The following is a 22,626-nucleotide window of genomic DNA, read 5'->3' as shown; positions in this document are numbered from 1 at the left end:
TACTTGAGAGTATGGACCATGGCATCCAACAATGACCGAGATCCCGACGCCGATGCGGACTCAGGCCAGCACGGCGGCGTCCAGTCCGTGGACCGGGCCCTAGCGGTCCTGGAGATCCTGGCCCGCGACGGCCACGCCGGCGTGAGCGACATCGCCGAAGAGATGGGCATCCACAAATCCACTGTCTCCCGGCTGCTGGGTTCGTTGGTAAGCCGGGAAATGGTCCACCAGAACAGCGAGCGGGGAAAGTACCAGCTGGGCTTCGGCATACTCCGGCTGGCAAGCTCCATCCCCGGCCGGCTCAGCCTGGTCCGCGAAGCCCGGCCAGTGCTGGAAGGCCTGGCGGACGAATTCAAGGAGACGGTGAACCTCGCGGTCCTGCGCTCCAACTACGCCGTCAACGTGGACCAGGCCATGGGGCCGTCAACGCTGGCAACGTATGACTGGGTGGGCAGCCTGACACCGCTGCACGCGACGTCGAGCGGCAAAGTCCTGCTGGCGGCGCTGCCCGCGGACGAGCGGGACCGCGTCCTGAAGGAGACCGGGCTGCCGGCCCGGACTCCGCGGACCATCACCAACCGGAAAGAGCTCGAAACCCAGCTGCTCGACGTCGCCCGTGACGGCTATGGCGTGGTGCGGGAGGAATTCGAAATCGGGCTCAACTCGATGTCAGTGCCCGTGTTGAACCATATGGGGGCGGTCATCGGTGCAGTCAGCATCTCCGGGCCGGCCTTCCGCTTTGATCCGGAAACGGCGCCCGGACTCATCGAGGCACTGAAGCAGGCGGGGCTACAGATCAGCGCCAAGATGGGCTACACCGGGACCCGGTGATCTAGCCTCTAGCCGGGCTGCGGTACTCCGCGCTAAGCGACGGCGAAGGGCCGCAACCCGGCGCTTCGCTTAGGCGCGCGGGACGACGTCCCCAACCTTCCCCTGTACCCAGTCGTGGAACGCTCCGATGTGGTGCTCGCTCGGCACCAGGACGCCGCCCTTGGCGTAGACCTTCGAGCCCATGGCCGGCTGGCAGCGCTCGCAGGCGTCGAAGTCCTGCTGGTTGACACGGTGGAACAGTTCCACCGAGGCGCTGACGTCCTTGCCGCTCTCCACGACACTGGGCAGGTACAGCCAGTCGCATTCCACGATGGTGTGGTCCGCGGCCATGGGGAACATGCGGTGGATGATCACGTGGTCCGGGACCAGGTTCACAAACACCGTGGGCTTGATGGTGATGGCGTAGTAGCGGCGGTCCTGGCCCTCCTCGATTCCCGGAATCAGGTCGAGCCCCTCGGAGCCATCGATGGTGAAGCCCTTGACGTCCTCACCGAACTCCGCGCCGTGCCCCACGAAGTACTGCGCAGCCAGGCCGTCCGCGAACTCCGGCAGGACCTCCGTCAGTTCCGGGTGGATGGTGGCGCAGTGGTAGCACTCCATGAAGTTCTCAATGATGAGCTTCCAGTTCGCCTTCACGTCGTAGCGGATGCGGCGGCCCAGGCTGAGGTTGGCCACATCATAGCCCTCGATCGCCTTCAGGTCGCCGAGCCGCTCCTCGATGGCGCCCATTACGTCCACTTCGAAAGACGGCGGCTCGTCCGCCAGGCACACCCAGACGTAGCCCAGGTATTCGCGGATGTGGACCTTCACCAGGCCGTACTCGTCGCGGTCGATATCCGGCATCTTGGTCAGGTTGGGCGCCGCGATGAGCTTGCCCTCGAAATCGTAGGTCCAGGCGTGGTACGGGCACTGGAATGAGCGCGCCGCTTCACCCTGCTCCTCCATGCACAGCTTGACGCCGCGGTGCCGGCAGATGTTGTAGAAGGCGCGGATCCCGCCCTTGCGGGTGCGGCTGATCAGCACGCTTTCCCGCCCGATCTGGACGGTCCGCCAGGCGCCCGGCTTGTCCAGGTCGGCCGAGCGGATGGCACAGAACCACATCTGCTCGAAGATCCGCTCCTGCTCTGCGCGGAACACGCCCTCATCCACATACGTGTGGCCGGGAAGGGTGGGGATCAGACTCGGGGCACTTACCTCAACAGACAATTTGTCCTCCTAACGAACAAAGATCAACTAACAACACAGGCCATAACGCGGGGTTTCAGGTTTGTAGCGGCGGAGCAGGGTTTTCAGGACACGACGGCGGCCCCCACGAGTCCGGGAACGTCCAGCCGGACGGGTGCTGCCACGCCGGGTGCCGCGGCAGGTGCCGCGAGGCTCCGTCGCCACTTGGTAAACAGCCGCGGCTGGTTCATGCCGAGGACCGCCACAGCGACATCATCGCGGTAGTAGACGGCGAGGCAGCAGTGCGCGTTGACGTCGCCCACTTCGATCTCCACCCGGTCGTAGCCGGCGGAACGGCCGGCGAACTGCAGCTTCACGCCGTACTGGTCGGACCAGAAATAGTGCGGCTTGGCCGGGCGGGGCGCGGCGTCGGCATCCAGGAGTGCTTCGACGGCGATGGCGGCACGCTCCAGGGCGCCGGTCCAGTGTTCAATCCGGCGGTGCGTGCCCGTTGCCTGGTCGAACCAGGCGGCGCAGTCGCCCACGGCCACGATTCCCGGCATGCCGGTCCGTCCCATGGCGTCGCACAGCACGCCGCCGCGCAGCTCCAGGCCGGAGCCCTCCAGCCAGCCGGTGTTGGGCTCGGCTCCAATGCCAACCACGACGACGTCGGCGGCCACGTAGCGTCCTCCGGCCAGTCGGATTCCGGTGACGTTGCCTTCGCCGCTGTAGAAGTCCTCGATCACGGCAGAGGAAATGAGCTCCACTCCGTTGACGGCGTGCAGGCCGGCAACCACGCCGCCCATCTCGGTTCCGAGCTGCGCGGCGAACGGCACGGGCTTGGTGTCGATCATGGTCACTTCCATGCCCCGCGACGCGGCGGCTGCGGCAACTTCGGCGCCGATGAAGCCGGCACCGATCACGGCCATCCTGCTTCCGGGCACCAGCTCGGGGGCAAGGCTCTGTGCGTCCGCGAGCGTGCGGAGCGTAAAGACATTGCTGAGACCGGCCAGCGTGGGCAGTCGCCGCGCCCTGGCGCCCGTCGCGATCACGATGCCGTCCGACTGTATGGTGCGGCCGTCCTTAAGGTGGATGGTCCGGGACGACGCATCCAGGGAAACGGCCTCGGCACCCAGCACCCACTCGGCCGCCAGCTCGTCGGCGTCGGTCTCCAGGAAGAGGTCGTCTGCCGAGATCGCGCCGAGCAGGAAGTCCTTGGACAGGGGCGGGCGGTCGTACGGCCGGTGGGGTTCATCGCCGATGATGACCAGCCGTCCGGTAAAGCCTTGGGCGCGGGCCGCCCGGGCGGCGGAAAGGCCCGCCAGGGAGGCTCCGATAATCGCAAGCGTCTGCATCAATACAGCCTCTTTCAATTGCTTCTTACGCAACAACAATCGCTATATGCAACAGCGTGATCTATGCCACGGTCGCTGTCAAGGGTGGAATGTCAGGAAGTCGGGAGCCCGCAACAGAAGAGAAAACCCTTGACAAGCGCTGTGAGCTGGAGCACTCTGTTGCTTATTGCGATTGCTGTTGTTCAATGCGGAACTTAGCGGCCATCGCGGCAGACACAAGGGTCCCCGAAGAAATAAGAGGTCCACCCATGCACAAGGCATGCCCGCTCAGTGAATTGGCTCCCGGGGAAGCGCTGCGGCTCAATACGTCGCCGCCTATCGCCGTCTTCCACACCGAGGAAGGCGAGCTCTTTGCCATCGACGACACGTGCACCCACCAGGACGCCTCGCTGGCGGACGGCTGGGTGGAGGACTGCTGGGTGGAATGCCCGCTGCACGCCTCCAGGTTCAACCTGCGCACGGGGAGCGTCGACGCGCCGCCGGCCAAGCTGCCGGTGCGCTCCCACGAAGTAACAGTGATCGACGGCGACATCATGATCACCGAATCCACGGAGGTCCCCAACCTTCCCCCCGGCCTGACAGTGGACGGCCACGTCTAGCACCAGCCCATGCATCCGAACAAAAGGACTTGCTCATGGCTTTGAACAGCGACACCCGCGCGGTCAACGAAATCAGCGTTGACACAGACTCCCTTCCGATAACTGTCCAGGATCAGCTCGCCGAGGCCGAGGACACCGAGCAGATCATGCACGAACTCCGCCAGGCCCGGTCCGAACAGGCGGTGACAAACCGCCGGAACCGTAAGCTCACCCTCGACAAGGCCACCTTCGGCATCACCGGCGCCCTCGCCCTGGCGTTCGTGGCCTGGGGCTTCCTCGGGCGGGATAGCCTGTCCGCCACCTCAACACTTGCCCTGAACTGGGTCATGGAGTACACCGGCTGGCTCTTTATGGTCCTGGCATCATTGTTTGTTGTCTTCGTCCTCTGGCTGGCCCTTGGTAAATGGGGCAACATCCCACTGGGCAAGGATGGCGAAAAACCCGAGTTCAAGACAGTCTCCTGGGTCTCCATGATGTTCGCGGCAGGCATGGGCATCGGCCTGATGTTCTACGGCGTAGCGGAGCCGCTCTACCACTACATCTCCCCGCCGCCCGGAACCGTGGACGGGAGTACTCCCGCAGCCATCCAGACGGCCATGGCCACCTCCATCTTTCACTGGACCCTCCATCCTTGGGCCATGTACGCCGTCGTGGGAATTGCCATGGCCTACGGCACCTACCGCCTGGGCCGCAGGCAGCTGATCTCCGCAGCGTTTACTTCGCTGTTCGGCATCAGGACTGTGGAAGGGCCTGTGGGGAAGTTCATCAACATCCTCGCGATCTTTGCCACGCTCTTCGGCACGGCCGCTTCCCTCGGCCTAGGTGCACTGCAGATCGGCAGCGGCCTGACATCGAACGGCTGGATCGGCGAAATCGGCACCCCCGTCCTGGTGGCTATCGTCGCCATCCTGACGGCCTGTTTCGTTGCCTCGGCTGTCTCCGGCATCAGCCGCGGCATCCAGTGGCTGTCCAACATCAACATGGTCCTGGCCGTGATCCTGGCGCTCATCGTCTTCATCGCCGGGCCAACCCTGTTCATCCTCAACCTCATCCCCGCCGCAGTAGGAGACTACGCCAGAGATCTGGCCGAAATGTCCTCCCGCACGGAGGCCGTCGGTGACGAGGCGTTGCGCAAGTGGATGTCCGGCTGGACCATCTTCTACTGGGCTTGGTGGGTATCCTGGACGCCTTTTGTCGGCATGTTCATCGCCCGGATCAGCCGGGGTCGAACGATCCGCCAGTTCGTTACCGGCGTCCTGCTGGTCCCCAGCATCGTCAGCGTCATCTGGTTCGGAATCTTTGGCGGAACCGCCTTCCATGTCCAGCAGGAAGCGGACAAGGCGGGCACGCCCGGCCTGGTGTCCATGGCTAACGGAACGCCTTCCATATCCTTCGACGGCGCCCTCTTCGACCTGGTAAAGAACATGTCCATGCCTGCCTGGCTGACCACGGCGGTCATTATCCTGGCCATGGTCCTGGTGGCCATTTTCTTCATCACCGGAGCCGACTCGGCGTCGATCATCATGGGGTCACTGAGCTCCAATGGGTCCTCCGATCCGAAACGAGGCCTCGTGATTTTCTGGGGCCTCCTCACCGGTGCCGTGGCGGCGGTCATGCTGCTGGCCGGCGGCGACGAGCCCTCGGAAGCACTGTCCGGTCTACAACGCATCACCATTGTGGCGGCGCTGCCGTTCGTTCTGGTCATGCTGCTGCTGTGCTTCGCCCTCGTCAAGGACCTGCGCCGGGACCCAATGTCCCTCAGGCGCCGGCTGGCGGACTCAGTGGTAGAACGTGCCATCCGCGAGGGCGTAGACCAGCATGGGGGAGTCCAGTTCGACCTGGTGACCAGGCATGAGTGCGGCGGTCGCTGTTCAGCCGACAGCCCATGTCCTGGCGACGCCACCAAGCCCACACCGGCACTTTAGGAGAACTTCGTGACCACCATCATTGAAAGCCGCCCTCCGCGCAGCGTCACGGCCGTTGCGGGTGCTGCGACGGCGGCCGCCAAAACCCGCCGCGCCGAATTTGTCCTCACCCTGTCCTGCCCCGAACAGCCCGGCATCGTCCGGGCCGTGACAGCCTTCCTGGCCGACCGCGGCTTCGACATCGTGGAGCACCAGCAGTTCGACGACCACGTCAGCGGCAACCTGTACCTGCGCACGGCCTTCACCGGCGGCGCCGGTGACCAGGCCCGCCCGGATCCTTGTTTGGGCGGGCTCGACCAGCGGAACCCCAGCACCGCGGAGAGCCTCACCGCAGAGTTCGCGCCGACGGCCCACGAATTCGGGATGGATTTCAGCATCCACGACGGCAGGCCGCAGCGGCTGCTGGTGATGGTCTCGAAGTTCGGGCACTGCCTGAACGACCTGATTTTCCGCTGGCAGGCGGGCAGCCTGGGTGCGGAGATCGCCGTCGTGGTTTCCAACCACGAGGACCTGCGCGCCATGGCCGAATCGGCTGGGCTGACGTTCATCCATGTCCCGGTGACGGCGGGCACTAAACCTGAAGCGGAGGCCCGGCTGCTGGAACTCGTGGCCGAGTACAACGCGGACCTGGTGGTCCTGGCCCGCTACATGCAGGTGCTGTCCAACGACCTGTGCACCAGCCTGCGCGGCCGGGCCATCAACATCCACCATTCGTTCCTGCCCGGCTTCAAGGGTGCCAAGCCGTATCACCAGGCCTACGACCGCGGCGTGAAGCTCGTCGGGGCAACGGCGCACTACGTGACGCCCGACCTCGACGAGGGCCCCATCATCGAGCAGGAGGTCTTCCGGGTGGACCACAGCCTGGATGCCGAAGCCCTGGTGACCGTGGGTAGGGACGCCGAAACGCAGGCCCTGTCCCGCGCCGTGAAGTGGCATTGCCAGCACCGAGTCCTGCTCAACAACACCCGCACCGTCGTATTCCGCTAACGCGAACACCCTCCAAGCCAAACAGGAGAACCACTTATGAGCGCATCACCACGCGTTGTCATCATCGGCGCCGGCATCGTCGGCACCAACCTCGCGGACGAACTCGCCACCCGCGGCTGGACCAACATCACCGTTGTGGAACAGGGGCCGCTGGAGCTGGCCGGCGGTTCCACCTCGCACGCCCCCGGCCTCGTCTTCCAGACCAACCCGTCCAAGACCATGACGGAATTCGCCAGCTATACGGTGGACAAGCTGCTCTCCCTCAGCGCCGACGGAGTGCCCTGCTTCAACCAGGTGGGCGGGCTTGAGCTTGCCACCACCGAGGCCCGGCTCCAGGACCTCAAACGCAAGCTCGGCTACGCCACCTCCTGGGGTATCGAAGGCCGGATCATCGACCCCGACGAGTGCGAGAAGCACTACCCGCTGCTGAACACCGGCGCACTTGCCGACGGGCGCCGCGTCCTGGGCGGCCTTTACGTCCCGAGCGACGGCCTGGCCCTCGCGGCCCGCGCGGTCCAGCTGCTGATCAGCCGCGCACGGCAGGCAGGCGTGACATTGCTCGGCTCCACCGCCGTGACCGGGATCGAACAGGCAGGCGGCAAAGTCACCGGCGTCGAAACAGCCGACGGCGTGATCCCGGCGGACATCGTGGTGTCCTGCGCCGGCTTCTGGGGCCGCGAACTCGGCAAGCTGGTGGGACTGAAGGTCCCGCTGCTGCCGCTGGCGCACCAGTACGTCAAGACCACGCCGCTGAACGAGCTGCGCGGCCTCAACGATCTTCCCAACGGGGCCAGCAAGCCCATCCTGCGTTACCAGGACCGCGACCTGTACTTCCGTGAGCACGGTAGCCGGATCGGCATCGGCAGCTACGCACACAAGCCGATGCCCGTGGACATGGACCAGCTGCCCCGCGTTGGCGCGGAGGAGATGTCCGATCACCGTATGCCTTCCCGCCTGGACTTTACGCTGGAAGACTTCGCACCCGTCTGGGAGGACTGCCAGGACCTGCTGCCGGCCCTGCACGCAACCCAGATCAATGACGGCTTCAACGGCATTTTCTCCTTCACCCCGGACGGCGGACCGCTCATGGGCGAGTCGCCCGACGTCGGGGGCTTCTTTGTTGCCGAGGCGGTCTGGGTTACGCACTCGGCCGGCGTGGCCAGGGCGATGGCCGAGCTGCTGATCGAGGGCCAGTCCCGCACGGACCTGCACGGCTGCGAGCTCAACCGTTTCGAGAAGGTCCAGACGTCCGACCAGTACGTCAGCGAAACGTCGCAGCAGAACTTCGTGGAAATCTACGACATCCTGCACCCGCTGCAGCCCAAGGAATCTCCGCGGGACCTGCGCGTCAGCCCGTTCAACGCGCGGCAGAAGGAACTCGGGGCGTTCTTCCTGGAGTCCGCCGGCTGGGAGCGTCCGCACTGGTTCGAGGCCAACCGCGGCCTGCTCGAGGAGCTGCCGGCGGAATGGCAGGCGCCGGAGCGGGACGAGTGGGCGGCGATGTTCCATTCCCCCATCTCCGCGGCCGAAGCATGGAGGACGCGCACCGCCGTCGGGCTTTACGACATGACGCCGCTGAAGCGGCTGGAAGTCAACGGGCCGGGCGCCCAGGCGCTGCTGCACCGCCTGAGCACCGGCAATATCGCCAAGAAGCCGGGTGCGGTTACGTACTGCCTGCTGCTGGCGGACGACGGCGGCATCCGCAGCGACGTGACGGTGGCCCGGCTCGCGGAGGAACAGTTCCAGCTGGGTGTAAACAGCAACGTGGACTTCGACTACCTGCGCGTCGAAGCCAGGAGGCAGTCAGCCGCGGATCCGGCCCAGTGGGTCCACGTCTCCGACATCACCGGCAGCACGTGCTGCATCGGGCTGTGGGGACCGCTGGCCCGCGAGGTGATCGGGAAAATCAGCGCGGACGACCTCAGCAACGACGGCCTGAAGTACTTCCGGACCAAGGAAATTTCCGTGGGCGGCATCCCCGTCACGGCCATGCGGCTCTCCTATGTCGGTGAGCTTGGCTGGGAGCTGTACACCACTGCCGAGTACGGGCTGAAGCTGTGGGACCTTCTGTTTGAGGCAGGGCAGGAGCACGGCATCGTCGCGGCCGGGCGCGGCGCGTTCAACAGCATGCGGCTCGAGAAGGGCTACCGGCTGTGGGGCGCGGACATGACGTCGCAGCACCAGCCCTACGAGTCCGGCCTGGGCTTCTCGATCGCCAAGGACAAGACGGGCTTCGTGGGTTGGGAGGCGCTGGCCGCACGCAAAGAGCAGCCCGCCACGCGGGCGCTGCGGTGCCTGACGGTCGACGACGGCACGTCCGTTGTGCTGGGCAAGGAACCCGTGTACGTCAACGGCGAGCCTGCCGGGTACGTCACCAGCGCTGCGTACGGCTATTCGGTGCGCAAGCCGATCGCGTACGCCTGGCTGCCGGCGTCGGTCTCTGTTGGGGACTCGGTGGAGGTTGAGTACTTCGGGAAGCGCATCGCCGCGACCGTCACGGCCGAGCCGCTGTTCGATCCCGGCATGGAGCGCCTGCGCGGCTGAGCAAAAACCCCGGGGGTTGCCGCCTGGGCTCGGTGGTTGAGCTTGTCGAAACCCGGCAGGCTCAACCATGTCGCTTGAATGTCAGACCCTCCCACGAGGATTGATGCATGGGAAGCGGAGCGGTGGCGAAGGCATTTGCGGATATTTGCCTGGACATTCTTGCCTGGACCGCCGGGTCGGAGCCGCGGTTTGCCGCGTTGAAGGCCCAGGCTGCGGCGAAGTACACGGACAATATTCACTCGATGGCACCTCCCGCCGCGTCAGCGCAGGCGCAGGAGGCATCGGTGGCAGCGGAGATCGCGTGCGTCCTGACAATCGGGCCGCGCGCGGCGAGTGTGTTGCTGTCCGAGTCCCACGAGCTCACCACCCGTGGCTGCCCTGCCGGGGAAATGCCCGCCTCCCGGTTCCGCCACAAAGCCCGCATCTGGCGCGAACGCCACCACACGGAGAGCATCGAGAAGCGCCACGCCAAAGGCGTCCTGGACCGGCGGGTGTAATACACGCCGGACAAGGACGGCATGGCCTGGCTCGCGGCGTATTTGCCTGCCGACCAGGCGGCAGCGATCTGGAACCGCACCACCGCCCTCGCGCGTGGTCTGCAGGGCCCCGACGAGAACCGCAACCTCACCCAGCTCCGCTCCGACACCTTCGCCACCGCACTCCTCGGCGGCGGCCGTAGTCTTGGCCACGGTGGGGACGCGGGGAACCCCGGGAAAGTCCCCACGCCCCGGGCCGAGGTCTTGGTGACGGTGCTGGTGTTCTCCCTGCTCGGCGCCACCGATGAACCAGCCATGCTCGACGGGTACGGCCCGATCCCACCGTCCATGGCTGGGGACCTCGTCGCCAACGGAGCAGACTCGTTCTACCGGGTCCTGGTTGACCCGCGGGACGGGTCCTCGCTGGAGATCGGCCGCAAGAGTTGCCGGCCCAGCAAAGCGATGCGGCGGTGGCTGCGGATGCTGGACGGCCGATGCCCTTCCCGGGATGTTCCAACCAGTCCCTGGACAACGAAGCGGACCACGTCGTGGCCTGGCATCAGGGCGGAACCACCGGCGTATCGAATTTGGGCCAGTCATGTCCCCGACACCACCGGCTCAGACACACCAGCGCCTGGAGACCCACCCCAGCAGCCAAAAACGAGCCACCCCGCTGGATTTCACCCTCCGGCCGGCACTACAAGAGCGAACACCAGGACTGGGAACCACCTCACTGGCCCCGGTGAACAAAAACCGGAACCCAAACCGGAGCTGAACTCGGTGCTGACATCAGACGGGCGCCTAGCATCGCGTGAAGGCCGCGGTCACCCCGACTTTGTCCACAATGCACTCTCCCTGGGAGAGAAAGGCTTGGAGCGTTTCCTCCACGCCGCCGTCTGACGAGTGCCCGAAAGCAGTGTGTTCCCGCCTCGACTCGGCTGAGCACTTGAACGAACGTGGAGGCAGGCCGCTGGTGTTTCCTCGGCTCTTTGGCCGTAGCCATGGTTGCCGCGGGCCGGAACGGGTACAACTTAGTGATGACGACTTCCCTGGTGCTTGGTCCCATGATGCGGTATGTGGATGAGACCTCGGCGAGCATCTGGGTGGAGACCCGGAGCGATTCCCGCGTCACCGTCCGGGCCGGACAGCAGAGCTGGGCGGCGCGTACTTTCGCGGTGCACGGCCACCATTACGCGCTGGTGGAGGCGGACGGAATTGAGCCAGGATCAGTGCTTCCCTACACCTTGGAAATCGGCGGCGTGCAGGTCTGGCCTGAGCCGGGCACCGGGTTTCCGCCGCCGGTGATCGCGACGCTGAAGCCCGGCAAGCCGCTGCGCATGGCCTACGGGTCCTGCCGCACCAGTGTCCCGCACGACGAGTCCGGCAACCGGACGCACGGCGTCGACTCGCTCCGCGCCTACGCACTGGCGATGGCCTCCGGCGGCGACCTGCCGTGGCCGGACCTGGTGGCCTTCCTCGGAGACCAGGTGTACGCCGACCTGACCAGCGAACAGATGCAGCAGTTCATCCGCGCCCGCCGCGACATCAGTGCACCGCCTGGTGAGGAGCTCAAGGACTACGAGGAGTATGCGCACCTCTACAATCTCGCGTGGTCCGACCCGGCGAACAGGTGGCTGCTGTCCACCCTGCCCAGCGCCATGATCTTCGACGACCACGACATCCGCGACGACTGGAACGCTTCACTGAGCTGGAAGAGGAGCATGGAAGCCACCTCGTGGTGGCATGAGCGGATAGTTTCGGGGCTGTCCTCCTACTGGGTCTACCAGCACCTGGGCAACCTGTCGCCGCAGGACCGGCTTACCGATGCCATCTGGCAGCGGATCGCCCGGCACCGGAGCGAGGCTGAGCTCGACCTCAGCGCGGAACTGGACAGCTTCGCTGAACGCGCAGACCGGGACCCGGAATCCTACAGGTGGAGCTTCTGCCGGGATTTCGGGGACACACGGCTGATAGTGGTTGACTCCCGAGCCGCCAGGAACCTGGTGCCGGAAGCCCGCGCCCTGCTTGATGATGAGGAGATGGCCTGGCTCGACGGCCGGATGCGCGGCGGATTCCGCCACGTGCTGGTGGCAACGTCGCTGCCTTTCCTGCTGCCGATGGGCCTGCACCACGTCGAGTCGTGGAATGAGGCCGTTTCGGAAGGCGCGTGGGGGAAGCGCGCCGCCCGGGTCGGCGAGAAGCTGCGCCAGGCGGTGGACCTGGAACACTGGGGCGCCTTCCAAAAAAGCTTCCAGGAGGTGGCCGTCATGACCGCCGAGGTCGCGGATGGCAAGCGCGGCCCGTCACCGGAGACAGTCACGTTCCTGTCCGGGGACGTGCACTTCTCCTACGTCGCGGAGGTGAAACGCTCCTCGGGCAGCCGGATCATGCAGGCAGTCTGTTCCCCGATCCGGAACCCTCTTCCCCGGCTGATGAGATACTTCGGGGCCGCCATGGCCTACGGCCTGGCTGCGCCGATTGGGGGCCTGGTGGCCCGCTCGGCGCGTGTGCCGGACCCGCCGTTCCGTTGGACACGCGTCGAGGGACCCTGGTTCAACAACAACCTGGCCAGCCTGGAGATTGTCCCGGAAGGGCTGAAACTGTGGTGGCAGACAGGCGTCGTGGAAGACGGCGACGAATTGCACCCACGGCTCGAGACTGTGGCATCCTTCACCGTGGCGTCCCGGAGGGAAAGCAGGAGCCGATTTAGTGGGCGGGGTTTTGATAGGCTCAACCGCCGCCGGGCGGCACGAAGCTAGGCCGCCAGCCACACCCTGCCTTCGAGGTACCGCACGCACGTGCCGGAGAGCAGGGTGCGCTCACCTTCCACACGGCAGAGCACGGTCCCGCCGCGCGCCGAAAGTTGGCGGGCGGACAGGACCGTGCTGCCCAGCCTGCCGGCCCAGAGCGGTGCCAGCTGGGAGTGCGCCGAGCCGGTCACCGGGTCCTCGGCAATGCCTGCCCGGGCACCGAAGAACCGGGAGACGAAGTCGTGGCCGGTTCCATAACCCTCCGCCGTGACGACGACGCCCCGCACCGGCAGCTTCGCAAGCGCCACAAAGTCGGGGGTCAGCGTGCGCACGGTCTCGGCATCCTTGACGACATGGATGAGGTCGGTTGCCAGGAAGGCCTCGAGAGCCGGGACCCCGAGGGCTTCTGATACGGAGGGGTCGACGGCCACGGGTTCAGGGACCTCGGAAGGGAAGTCCAGGATGAAGCCGTCACCGTCGCGCTCTACAAACAGCCAGCCGCTGCGGCTCCAGAATTGCAGCCGCTTGGCGTCCGGGTGAACGTCCGTGAAGAGGTACGACGCCGTGGCCAGGGTCGCGTGCCCGCAGAGGTCCACTTCAATGGCCGGCGTGAACCAGCGGAGGTGGTAGGCGGGCTGCGAGGAGTCGAAGGGCGTGGCTTCGTACGGGATCGCGGCAACGATAAAGGCCGTCTCGGAGAGGTTGTTCTCCTCGGCCAACTGCTGGAGGACACCGTCAACCAGCCAGCCCTCCAAAGGCATTACGGCTGCTGGATTCCCCTCGAAGGGCTTGGTGGCGAAGGCGTCGATCTTGATCAGGGGTATATGCATGCCTTTCACCGTAGCGGCAAACTGGACTGCAAAGTTAGAGCCAGTTTGAAGAAGTGGCCTGCTTGCCCAGGCCTGGGCAAGCAGGCCCGGGCTCAGCCGCCGGCGTGCGGCACGAAGCGGACGAACATTGCCTTGAAGCCGGGGGTGTTGGATTCCCTGGCGACGTTTTCCTTGTGGACCAGGGCGTTGGCTTCGGGGAAGTATGCGGCGGCGCAGCCCTTGGCTGTGGGGTAGGCGACCAGGCGGAACTTGTCCGCCTGCCGGTCGTGGCCGCGGAAGGTGCTGACGACGTCCACGAGGTCCCGGTCCTGGAAGCCGAGTTCTGCCAGGTCTTCGGGGTGGACCAGGATCACACGGCGGCCGCCCGAAATCCCCCGGTACCGGTCGTCGAGGCCGTAGAAGGTGGTGTTGTACTGGTCGTGGCTGCGGATGGTCTGGAGGACCAGGTGCCCGTCGGGCGGGGTGAGGTATTCGAGCGGGCTGACCGTGAAGCGGCCCCGGCCGATGTCGGTCTTGAACGAGCGGGTGTCCCGTGGCGGGTTGGGCAGTACAAAGCCGTTTTTGGTCCTGACCCGGGTGTTGAAGTCCTCGAACCCGGGCAGGACGCGGGAGATGTGGTCCCGGACCACGTCGTAGTCCCCGGCCATGGCCTTCCAGTCCACGAGGTGGTCCGGCCCGAAGGTCGCCTCGGCCATCCGCGCGACGATTACCGGTTCGGCGAGCAGGTGCTCGGAGACGGGCGCCAGCCTGCCCTGGGTGGAGTGGACCACGGACATGGAGTCCTCCACGGACAGGAACTGGGCGCCCTTGGGGTGCTTGTCGTCCTTATCGGTCCGGCCGAGGGTGGGCAGGATCAGCGACGTGCGCCCGTGGACCACGTGGGACCTGTTCGGCTTGGTGGAGACGTGTACGGTCAGGCCGATCCGCTGCATACCGGCTTCCAGCGCCTGCGTGTCGGAGCCGGCGAGTGAGAAGTTTCCGCCCATGGAGACGAAGACGTCGACGTCGTTGCGGTCGAAGGCTTCCATGGTTTCGACGGCGTCATAGCCGTGGGGGCGGGGCGAGTTGATCCCGAACTCGGTGTCGAGGGCGTCCAGGAGCCAGTCCTTGGGTTTTTCCCAGATGCCCATGGTCCGGTCGCCCTGGACGTTCGAGTGCCCGCGGACCGGGCAGGCCCCGGCGCCGGGCTTGCCGAAGTTGCCCTGCAGGAGCAGGACGTTGACCATTTCCTTGATGGTGTCCACCGAGTGCGGCTGCTGCGTGACGCCGAGGGCCCAGCAGAAGATCGTGGCCTTGGACCGGATCAGCATCCCGGCCACGGTTTCGATCTGTTCCCGGGGCAGGCCGGTGGCCTTTTCGGTTTCGGCCCAGTCCAGCTCCTCACGGGCGTCTCGGTAGGCGTCGAACCCGTCGGTTTGCGCGTCAACAAAGGAACGATCGACGACGGTGCCCGGGTTGCGTTCCTCCGCCGCCAGGAGCAGGTGGCCCAGTGCCTGGAACAGGGCCAGGTCTCCGCCGACCTTGATCTGCAGGTACTCATCGGCCAGCGGCGTTCCGCCGCCGACGACGCCGGAGACGGTCTGAGGGTCCTTGAAGTTGAACAGCCCGGCTTCCGGCAGCGGGTTGACGGCCACCACCTTGCCGCCCTTGTCCTTGCATTCCTTCAGGGCTGAGAGCATCCGGGGGTGGTTGGTGCCGGGGTTCTGCCCCACGACGAAGATGAGCTCGGAGTCGTGGATGTCCTCCAGGGACACGGTGCCCTTGCCGATGCCGATGGTCGGGTTCAGCGCCGAGCCGGAGGACTCGTGGCACATGTTCGAACAGTCGGGCAGGTTGTTGGTGCCCAGGGCCCGCGCGAACAGCTGATACATAAACGCCGTCTCGTTCGCGGTGCGGCCGGAGGTGTAGAAGACGCACCGGTCCGGGGTGGAGGCCCGAATGTGTTCGCCTACCAGTTCGAACGCTTCGGCCCAGGAGATCGGCGAATAGTGGGTCTCCCCTTCGCGGATCACCACCGGTTCGCTCAGCCGGCCCTGATTGCCGAGCCAGTACTCCGTTTTCCCCGAGAGTTCGGCGATGGAGTGCGTGGCCCAGAACTCGGCACCGACCGTGCGGAGGGTGTTCTCCTCAGCCACCGCCTTGGCACCGTTCTCGCAGAACTCGGCCGCTTTGCGCTTCGTGGCCGATTCCGGCCACGCACAGCCGGGGCAGTCGAACCCGCCCTGCTGGTTCAGCCGCAGCAGGGACTGCGCCGTCCGGGTCACCCCGGCCTGGGCCACCGCGCGTTCGAGGGCAACCATGACGGCCTTGACTCCGGCCGCTTCCGTTTTGGGCTTGTGGACTTCGAGGTTGTCCTCGTTGATGTCCTCAACGGGGGCGGGCTGCTTGCCGAACTTCACTGAACCGACCTTCATTGGACTGCTTTCACTGGATCACATGGGTGTTACTGGGCTGGTCTCACTAGGCCAGCTGCGCCAGGGTCTCCTGTTCGGCCCCGATGGTGGTGTTGTCGCCATGGCCGGTGCGGACCACAGTCCCGGGCGGAAGGATGAGCAGGCGTTCCCGGATGGAGGCGAGGATCGTGGGGTAGTCGCTGAAGGACCTGCCAGTGGCGCCCGGACCGCCGTTGAACAACGTATCTCCCGTGAAGATCGTTGCTTCGCGCTCCAGCAGGAAACACGTGGAGCCGGGGGAGTGGCCGGGCGTGTGGATGGCCTTCATGCTGGCGCCGCCCACCGCGAACACCTCGCCGTCACTGATGCTGTGGTCTGGCTGCTGGTCCGGGTAGACCTGCTCCCAGAGCACCAGGTCGCCCGGGTGCAGGTAGATGGGCGCTTGCACGGCCTCGGCCACGGCACGCGCGGCGCCGATGTGGTCGTTGTGCGCGTGGGTCAGCAGGATGGCCAGGACCTTCCGGCCCCGGACCTGGCTGATGATTGCGGCGGCGTCGTGCGGGCAGTCGATGATCACGCATTCATCGTCGTTGCCCACGATCCAGACGTTGTTGTCCACGTCCCAGGTGCCGCCGTCGAGCGCAAAAGTGCCCGAGGTGACCAGGTTTTCGATGGTGACTTTCATGAGAGCTCCTTCAGGGACTGAATTTCAACCACCGAGCGCAGGACTTTGCCCTCGTGCATCTTGACGAAGGCTTCCTCCACCTGGTCAATGGTGATGCGCTCGGTGACGAAGGCGTCCAGGTCCAGGTTGCCCTGTTTGTAGTGCGCCACCAGCATCGGGAAATCACGGGAGGGCAGGCAGTCGCCATACCAGGAGGACTTCAGCGACCCGCCCCGGCCAAAGACGTCCAGGAGGGGCAGCTCAAGCAACATGCCCGGCGTCGGGACGCCCACCAGCACCACCCGGCCGGCGAGGTCGCGGGAGTAGAACGCCTGCTTGTACGTTTCAGGACGGCCGACGGCGTCAATCACCACGTCCGCTCCGTTGCCGTTCGTGAGGGCCCGGATGGCCTCGATGGGGTCTTCGGTGCTGGAGTCCACGCCGTGGGTGGCCCCGAGGGAGGTGGCCATGGCCACCTTGTTGGCGTCGATGTCCACGGCGATGATGGTGGTGGCGCCGGCCAGCTTGGCACCCGCGATCGCGGCGATGCCTACCCCGCCGCAGCCGATCACCGCCACGGACTCGCCGCGCTTGACCTCGCCGGTGTTGATGGCCGCGCCGATGCCTGCCATCACGCCGCAGCCGAGCAGGCCGACGGCGGCGGCATCGGTGTCGTCGTCAATCTTGGTGCACTGCCCGGCGGCTACCAGGGTCTTTTCCGCGAAGGCGCCGATGCCCAGCGCCGGGGAGAGCTCCGTGCCGTCCTCGAGCGTCATCTTCTGCGTGGCGTTGTGCGTGTCGAAGCAGTACTGCGGCTGGCCCTTGGCACATGCCCTGCACTCACCGCAGACAGCGCGCCAGTTCAGGATCACGCGGTCGCCGGGAGACACCTCTGTGACGCCCGGACCCACGGCGCTGACCACACCGGTGGCCTCGTGGCCCAGAAGGATGGGGAAATCGTCGGTGATTCCGCCCTGCTTGTAGTGCAGGTCGGTGTGGCAGACCCCGCACGTGAGGATGTCCACCAGCGCCTCCCCCGGACCGGGGTCCGGGACCAGGATGGTCTCCACCGATACCGGGGCATTCTTTTCCTTGGCGATGACCGCCTTGACTCTGTGAACCATTAGCTGGTGTTCCTTTCCTGAGTCCAGGGACTCCTGGGCGACGGCGCTCCGGGCAATCCAGCCGGCCCGTCTGGTTCAAAGGGTTCTCATGCCGCAGCTCCGAGAGCCCCCAACCGCTGGTTGCCGACCTGACGTTATTGCGTATTACACAACACGGTGCACATAGCGCGTACTCGAAATATGTCAGCCGCCACGGAGGGTGTCAATAGATCCCTCGTGTGCTGCGTTCGTCCACAGTCCAAGTTGGGGTGTTGGACTCACGCCACTGTCGCAACATGATTTCATCCTATGCAACAGACCGCAATGTTCTCTCCTGCTGCGCGCCGCCGGGAAGTCAGACGCTGACCTTTCCGGGATCCATGTGCCGAGCCACAAAATAACCATTGACTGTGTTGCTCATCACGCTTAGTCTGTTGCAACAGCGTTGCGCTGATTGCAACCCCAAACAACTTGGTGGATACATGAGTAACGAAACTTCCTCTCCCGCTCGTGCGGGAAGCCCCGGCCCTCAACCGCATGGTGTACATGACGGGCCCCGGGCCGGCCGCAGCACAATGAGCGGCCAGAATTTTGAACCGGCTGACAACGTGGTCAGCAAAGAAACACGCCGCAGAGTCATTGCGGCCAGCTTCATCGGCAACTTCGTAGAGTGGTTCGATTACGCCGTTTACGGCTATCTTGCCGTAACGATCGCGACAGTCTTTTTCCCTGAATCAGATCCCCAAACCGGGCTTCTGCTGACCTTCGCCCTGTTTGCGATTTCATTCCTGGTGCGCCCGCTCGGCGGGTTCGTCTGGGGCCACATCGGTGACAGGGTGGGCCGGCGGACAGCGCTGTCCCTCTCGATCTTGATCATGTCAGGAGCAACCTTCTGCATAGCCTTCATTCCGGGCTATGCCACGATCGGCATCTGGGCTCCCATCCTGCTTCTGGTCATCCGGGTAGCGCAGGGCTTCTCCGCTTCTGGTGAATATGCTGGAGCGTCGGCCTTCCTGGTCGAGTACGCTCCCGCCAACAAGCGCGGCCTATACGCCGCGGTTGTTCCCGCCAGTACCGCGGCCGGACTGCTCCTCGGCTCCCTGATTGCAGGCCTGTTGACAGTCCTTCTGAGTTCCGATGCCATGCAAAGCTGGGGTTGGCGCCTGCCGTTCCTGCTCGCAGCCCCGATGGGACTGATCGGCCGCTACATCCGGACCAAGCTCGAAGACACCCCGGTGTTCCGCGAGCTGGCAACGGAGGACCAGGCAATCAAGGCACCCGTGTCCAGCCTGTTCCGGAACCACTGGCGGCAGCTGCTGCAGGCCGTCGGAGCCGTGCTGCTCAACGCCGTCGGGTTCTACGTCATCCTCAGCTACATGCCCACCTATCTGTCCTCGGAACTGGGCCTTGGCGAAACCGAATCGTTCCTTGCGACGACCATCGCACTGGTTACGTACATCGGCTTTATCTTCCTGACCGGGATGCTTTCGGACCGTTACGGACGCAAGAAGGTGCTTATCAGTGCATCCATCGCATTCATTGTGCTGACCGTTCCCGCCTTCGCGCTGCTGGGAACCGGGAATTTCCTGGTCATCGTCCTGGTCCAGATCCTGCTGGGCGCGATGCTCACCCTCAATGACGGAACACTTCCCAGCTTCCTGGCCGAAATGTTCCCCACCCGCGTCCGCTACAGCGGCTTCGCGGTCAGCTTCAACCTCTCCAACGCGCTGTTCGGCGGTACCGCCCCGTTCATGGCCACGCTCCTGATCGCCGCCACCGCAAGCGATCTGGCCCCCGCCTGGTACCTCGTCGCTGCGGCTGTCATCTCGCTGATCGCCGTTTCACTGTCCAGGGAAACGTGCAAAGAACCGCTGCGCCACGAATAGCCCACCTCTTCCAACAGCTTCTCCCTTCAAGTAAATGCATCACCCAAATACGTCACGTAAATGCATCGCAGAAAGGCACCACCACAATGACCACCACAGCATCTGAAAACGCCACCTCCGTCGCCGAACTGGAGCGTCTGAAGGTCCTCAACAACGGCCAGAAGGTCTCCCTGACCTTCTCCGACGCCGAATTCGAGCGGCGCATTGCCGGTCTTCGCCGGATCATGGCCGAGAAGGACCTGGACGCCGTCGTCCTCACCAGCTACCACTCCATCAAGTACTACTCCGACTTCCTGTTCACCACCTTCGGCCGCTCCTACGGCATGGTGGTCACCAAGGATGACACCGTCACCGTCACAGCCAACATCGACGCCGGCATGCCCTGGCGCCGCAGCTACGGCGACAACCTGGTCTACACGGACTGGCGCCGGGACAACTACATCTTCGCCATCCAGGAAGTCCTGCGGACCCGCGGCATCAACCCGCGCCGCCTCGGCGTCGAGGACGACTCGCTGCCGCTGGACAACCGCAACAAGATCCAGGCCGCCTTCTCCGGCGCGACGCTCGTGGACGTGGCGCAGGCAGCGATGCGCCAGAGGATGATCAAGTCAGCGGAGGAAATCGAGGTCATCAAGCACGGTGCCCGGATCGGCGACCTCGGCGGCGAGGCCATCCGCAACGCCATCACGGCCGGCATCACGGAGTACGAGGTCGCCCTGATCGGCACCGAGGCGATGGTCCACGAGATCGCCAGGACGTTCCCCAACTCCGAAATCCGGGACACCTGGGTCTGGTTCCAGTCCGGCATCAACACGGACGGCGCCCACAACTGGGCCACAACCCGCAAGGTCCAGGAACACGACATCCTGTCCCTGAACTGTTTCCCCATGACCAGCGGGTACTACACGGCACTGGAGCGCACGCTGTTCTACGGCGAACCCGATGCCCGCTCCCTGGAACTGTGGAACATCAACGTGGAGGTCCACAAGCGCGGACTTGAGCTGATCAAACCCGGCGCCGTGTGCAAGGACATCGCCGCGGAGCTCAACGAGATCTACGTGGGCCACGGGCTCCTCGCCAACCGGACGTTCGGCTACGGACACTCCTTCGGTGTCCTCAGCCACTACTACGGCCGCGAAGCCGGGCTGGAGCTCCGCGAGGACATCGACACCGTGCTGGAGCCGGGCATGGTGGTTTCCATGGAGCCCATGATTACGGTCCTGGATGGCCAGCCGGGCGCCGGCGGCTACCGCGAGCACGACATCCTGGTGGTGGGCGAAGGCGGCGCCGAGAACATCACCAAGTTCCCGTTCGGCCCCGAGTACAACATCATCGGAGCTTAACCCCGGTGGTTGAGCCTGCCGAAACCCTGACAAGCTCAACCACGGCCCCGGGGAGCGGCGCCGTGTCTGACGCGGCGCCGCTTTCCGCTGACTATGCGCAATGATAGTGAGCATCATGACCACACCGGATTCCATTGACACCAACGGCAGCGACACCAACGGCAAGGGCGATACCAAGGGCGCCTCTGTCATCGTCAACGCCATCGCCGTCCTTCGATCATTCACGGCCGACGAGCCGTTGCTTGGCGTGACGGAGATCGCCAACCGGGTGGGCCTGCACAAGAGCACCGTGTCAAGGATCCTGGCAACCTTCGAACAGGAAAACCTCGTGGAACGCGATGCGGACACGCGCCGTTTCCGGCTCGGACTGGGCCTGATCGCCGTCGCCGGTCCGTTGCTGGCCGAACTGGAGGAGCGGCGTGTCGCCTATCCCGTCCTGCGCGAACTCACGGAACTGACGGGCGAAACCAGTGCCTTGATGATGTGGGAGGGCAACGAGTCGATCTGCGTGGAGCAGATTGCCAGCCGCCACCAGATCAAGCACACTGCGCCGCTGGGGGCCCGCTACAGCGACGCGTTGAGTTCCTCGGTTCAGGTGTTCCTTGGAATCCAACCGGAGGAGAGGGTGCGTGCCCTCCTGCGCAGCGGAGCAATTACCTACCCCGGGCTGGACGAGGCCTCCCTTGAGGACTATCTGCTCCGCCTTAAGGACGACTCCCGCCGCGGGTGGGCTATCAACTACGGCGAGTCCTCCTTGGATGAAGTCGGCGTCGCCGCCCCCGTCTACGATCACCGCGGCGACCTTGTGGCAGCAGTCCTCATCCCGGCCCCGCGGTTCCGGGTCTCCAAGGAGCGCCTGCAGAGCCTCGGCGAATCCTGCAGGGCAGCGGCGGACAAAGTCACCGCACGGCTGGGCGGCAAGGCACCCGGCACCATCAAACGCTCTCTCACTTAACGCAGGAAAATCACCAACGCTCTCTCACTTGCCTCAAGAAAGCGAGAGAGCGTTCGGCGAAAAGTGGCATCAAGTGAGAGAGCGTTTGGCCCGCTAGGGATCCTCGGGGCGGGATGGATCCCCAGACCCAAGCTCGTCCGAATAGGGCGCGCGGGGGCCGGCGTGGTCATTGAACAGTTCGTTTGCCGCCATGGCCAGGAGGTCCCGTTGCAGTTCGGGGAGCGAGAGAAGCCCCTGCAGGTAGGCCTCCACTTCATACTCACCGACCGAACCGCCGATGCCGAAGTAGTAAAGCCACAGGTCACCCGTGCTGACTTGTGCTGCTGCCAGTGCTGCTTGGAGCCTGCGGCGTTGCTCCCATTCGCTGCTATCGAAGCCCATCACTACTGCCTCTGCGCGGGTCGGAGGCCACCCCGGCCAGGACAATGGCGCTGACTTCCATAAGCGTGCTGCGCGTCGCGCGGGCCTGCCGCATCAGCTGCTGCAGGGCGGCGTCCTCGGTGATGGTGTGGCGCTCCATGAGGATTCCGCAGGCCCGGTTAATCAGGTCCCTGCTGTAGAGAGCCGATTGAAGGCTGTCACTGATGCGTTCCGGAGTTTCGGCAGTCTGGATATGCGACAGGAGGGTGGCCGCGGGGGAGGCAAAAAGCTCCATGAGGGCAGCGGTGGCATCTTCAAAGGCGCCGGGGGAGGCGGCGTAAATCTTCATTGCACCTATGGCCTCAGGACTCTGGACACAGCGATTTAGTTTTTGAGTGACGTTTCTTTGTTTTTGATTTCGAATCGTAGGATCCGGTCCGTGCCCGGGTAACGGGTTTCGG

Annotated in this window: 17 protein-coding genes and 1 pseudogene; 10 read left to right on the top strand and 8 right to left on the bottom strand. The window is 65.0% G+C overall.

The features are described from left to right. Positions 1-18 precede the first annotated feature (18 nt). Positions 19-831: an IclR family transcriptional regulator gene (locus ACX80M_RS11765; protein WP_252602942.1), complete on the top strand. Its 813-nt coding sequence runs from the start codon at positions 19-21 to the stop codon at positions 829-831. 69 nt (positions 832-900) lie between these two features. Here the strand turns inward: ACX80M_RS11765 and ACX80M_RS11760 are convergent, their stop codons facing one another. Together ACX80M_RS11760 and ACX80M_RS11755 are read right to left on the bottom strand one after the other, a co-directional pair. Next, a complete protein-coding gene (locus tag ACX80M_RS11760) occupies positions 901-2,037 on the bottom strand; it encodes an aromatic ring-hydroxylating oxygenase subunit alpha (RefSeq protein ID WP_252602940.1) in 1,137 nt (378 codons plus the stop codon). Positions 2,038-2,120: 83 nt separating this feature from the next. After that, positions 2,121-3,350: an NAD(P)/FAD-dependent oxidoreductase gene (locus ACX80M_RS11755; protein WP_459309740.1), complete on the bottom strand. Its 1,230-nt coding sequence runs from the start codon at positions 3,348-3,350 to the stop codon at positions 2,121-2,123. Positions 3,351-3,598: 248 nt separating this feature from the next. Here ACX80M_RS11755 and ACX80M_RS11750 point away from each other — a divergent pair, with 248 nt between their 5' ends. From ACX80M_RS11750 to ACX80M_RS11725, 6 genes and pseudogenes are all read left to right on the top strand, one after another. Continuing rightward, entirely contained in the window at positions 3,599-3,949 is a 351-nt protein-coding gene (locus ACX80M_RS11750) for a bifunctional 3-phenylpropionate/cinnamic acid dioxygenase ferredoxin subunit (RefSeq protein ID WP_104060247.1), read from the top strand. A gap of 35 nt (positions 3,950-3,984) precedes the next feature. Beyond that, positions 3,985-5,874, top strand: coding sequence for a BCCT family transporter (locus ACX80M_RS11745; RefSeq protein WP_252602936.1), 1,890 nt, complete (start codon positions 3,985-3,987; stop codon positions 5,872-5,874). 9 nt (positions 5,875-5,883) lie between these two features. Further along, positions 5,884-6,861: a formyltetrahydrofolate deformylase gene (gene purU, locus ACX80M_RS11740; protein ID WP_252602934.1), complete on the top strand. Its 978-nt coding sequence runs from the start codon at positions 5,884-5,886 to the stop codon at positions 6,859-6,861. A 36-nt stretch (positions 6,862-6,897) separates the two neighbouring features. Then, positions 6,898-9,405: a GcvT family protein gene (locus ACX80M_RS11735; RefSeq protein ID WP_252609417.1), complete on the top strand. Its 2,508-nt coding sequence runs from the start codon at positions 6,898-6,900 to the stop codon at positions 9,403-9,405. A gap of 107 nt (positions 9,406-9,512) precedes the next feature. After that, positions 9,513-10,621, top strand: a pseudogene (locus tag ACX80M_RS11730) (HNH endonuclease signature motif containing protein); the annotation flags it as partial. 297 nt (positions 10,622-10,918) lie between these two features. Beyond that, positions 10,919-12,640 (top strand): alkaline phosphatase D family protein, encoded by a 1,722-nt coding sequence (locus ACX80M_RS11725; RefSeq protein ID WP_252609419.1) that lies wholly within the window; start codon positions 10,919-10,921, stop codon positions 12,638-12,640. Here the strand turns inward: ACX80M_RS11725 and ACX80M_RS11720 are convergent. The 4 genes from ACX80M_RS11720 to ACX80M_RS11705 form a co-directional block, all read right to left on the bottom strand. After that, positions 12,637-13,461: a PhzF family phenazine biosynthesis protein gene (locus ACX80M_RS11720; RefSeq protein ID WP_459309739.1), complete on the bottom strand. Its 825-nt coding sequence runs from the start codon at positions 13,459-13,461 to the stop codon at positions 12,637-12,639. The genes ACX80M_RS11725 and ACX80M_RS11720 overlap by 4 nt on opposite strands. A 92-nt stretch (positions 13,462-13,553) precedes the next feature. Next, a complete protein-coding gene (locus tag ACX80M_RS11715) occupies positions 13,554-15,875 on the bottom strand; it encodes an FdhF/YdeP family oxidoreductase (RefSeq protein ID WP_252602926.1) in 2,322 nt (773 codons plus the stop codon). Between the two features lie 46 nt (positions 15,876-15,921). Then, entirely contained in the window at positions 15,922-16,539 is a 618-nt protein-coding gene (locus ACX80M_RS11710; RefSeq protein ID WP_252602924.1) for an MBL fold metallo-hydrolase, read from the bottom strand. After that, a complete protein-coding gene (locus tag ACX80M_RS11705) occupies positions 16,536-17,642 on the bottom strand; it encodes an S-(hydroxymethyl)mycothiol dehydrogenase (protein WP_252609421.1) in 1,107 nt (368 codons plus the stop codon). The genes ACX80M_RS11710 and ACX80M_RS11705 overlap by 4 nt, the downstream gene beginning before the upstream one ends. Before the next feature lie 554 nt (positions 17,643-18,196). Here ACX80M_RS11705 and ACX80M_RS11700 point away from each other — a divergent pair. The 3 genes from ACX80M_RS11700 to ACX80M_RS11690 all read left to right on the top strand — a co-directional run bounded on the left by ACX80M_RS11700 (position 18,197) and on the right by ACX80M_RS11690 (position 21,805). After that, positions 18,197-19,507, top strand: a complete 1,311-nt coding sequence (locus ACX80M_RS11700; protein ID WP_459309738.1) for an MFS transporter — start codon at positions 18,197-18,199, stop codon at positions 19,505-19,507. 86 nt (positions 19,508-19,593) lie between these two features. After that, complete coding sequence (locus ACX80M_RS11695) at positions 19,594-20,850, top strand: aminopeptidase P family protein (protein WP_252602914.1); 1,257 nt, start codon at positions 19,594-19,596, stop codon at positions 20,848-20,850. A 115-nt stretch (positions 20,851-20,965) separates the two neighbouring features. Further along, entirely contained in the window at positions 20,966-21,805 is an 840-nt protein-coding gene (locus ACX80M_RS11690; RefSeq protein WP_252602912.1) for an IclR family transcriptional regulator, read from the top strand. Between the two features lie 93 nt (positions 21,806-21,898). Here ACX80M_RS11690 and ACX80M_RS11685 read toward each other — a convergent pair whose 3' ends face one another. Both ACX80M_RS11685 and ACX80M_RS11680 read right to left on the bottom strand, forming a co-directional pair. Next, entirely contained in the window at positions 21,899-22,186 is a 288-nt protein-coding gene (locus tag ACX80M_RS11685) for a hypothetical protein (RefSeq protein ID WP_252601835.1), read from the bottom strand. Beyond that, positions 22,173-22,514 carry an ANTAR domain-containing protein gene (locus ACX80M_RS11680; protein ID WP_459309737.1) on the bottom strand — a complete coding sequence of 114 codons (342 nt, stop codon included), beginning with the start codon at positions 22,512-22,514 and terminating at the stop codon, positions 22,173-22,175. Before ACX80M_RS11680 ends, ACX80M_RS11685 begins: the two co-directional genes overlap by 14 nt. Between the last annotated feature and the right edge of the window lie 112 nt (positions 22,515-22,626).

Source organism: Pseudarthrobacter sp. MDT1-22, from assembly GCF_054511035.1.
The sequence above is the reverse complement of the archived record's forward strand: the minus strand, read 5'-3'. Positions and strand labels throughout refer to the sequence as shown.

Bases quoted from the DNA above. Each gene is read 5' to 3' on its own strand.
- ACX80M_RS11765 (WP_252602942.1), top strand. From the start codon at position 19: ATGGCATCCAACAATGACCGAGATCCCGACGCCGATGCGGACTCAGGC.
- ACX80M_RS11755 (WP_459309740.1), bottom strand. From the start codon at position 3,350: ATGCAGACGCTTGCGATTATCGGAGCCTCCCTGGCGGGCCTTTCCGCC.
- ACX80M_RS11750 (WP_104060247.1), top strand. From the start codon at position 3,599: ATGCACAAGGCATGCCCGCTCAGTGAATTGGCTCCCGGGGAAGCGCTG.
- ACX80M_RS11745 (WP_252602936.1), top strand. From the start codon at position 3,985: ATGGCTTTGAACAGCGACACCCGCGCGGTCAACGAAATCAGCGTTGAC.
- ACX80M_RS11735 (WP_252609417.1), top strand. From the start codon at position 6,898: ATGAGCGCATCACCACGCGTTGTCATCATCGGCGCCGGCATCGTCGGC.
- ACX80M_RS11725 (WP_252609419.1), top strand. From the start codon at position 10,919: ATGACGACTTCCCTGGTGCTTGGTCCCATGATGCGGTATGTGGATGAG.
- ACX80M_RS11720 (WP_459309739.1), bottom strand. From the start codon at position 13,461: ATGCATATACCCCTGATCAAGATCGACGCCTTCGCCACCAAGCCCTTC.
- ACX80M_RS11715 (WP_252602926.1), bottom strand. From the start codon at position 15,875: ATGAAGGTCGGTTCAGTGAAGTTCGGCAAGCAGCCCGCCCCCGTTGAG.
- ACX80M_RS11710 (WP_252602924.1), bottom strand. From the start codon at position 16,539: ATGAAAGTCACCATCGAAAACCTGGTCACCTCGGGCACTTTTGCGCTC.
- ACX80M_RS11705 (WP_252609421.1), bottom strand. From the start codon at position 17,642: ATGGTTCACAGAGTCAAGGCGGTCATCGCCAAGGAAAAGAATGCCCCG.
- ACX80M_RS11700 (WP_459309738.1), top strand. From the start codon at position 18,197: ATGAGCGGCCAGAATTTTGAACCGGCTGACAACGTGGTCAGCAAAGAA.
- ACX80M_RS11695 (WP_252602914.1), top strand. From the start codon at position 19,594: ATGACCACCACAGCATCTGAAAACGCCACCTCCGTCGCCGAACTGGAG.
- ACX80M_RS11690 (WP_252602912.1), top strand. From the start codon at position 20,966: ATGACCACACCGGATTCCATTGACACCAACGGCAGCGACACCAACGGC.
- ACX80M_RS11685 (WP_252601835.1), bottom strand. From the start codon at position 22,186: ATGGGCTTCGATAGCAGCGAATGGGAGCAACGCCGCAGGCTCCAAGCA.
- ACX80M_RS11680 (WP_459309737.1), bottom strand. From the start codon at position 22,514: ATGAAGATTTACGCCGCCTCCCCCGGCGCCTTTGAAGATGCCACCGCT.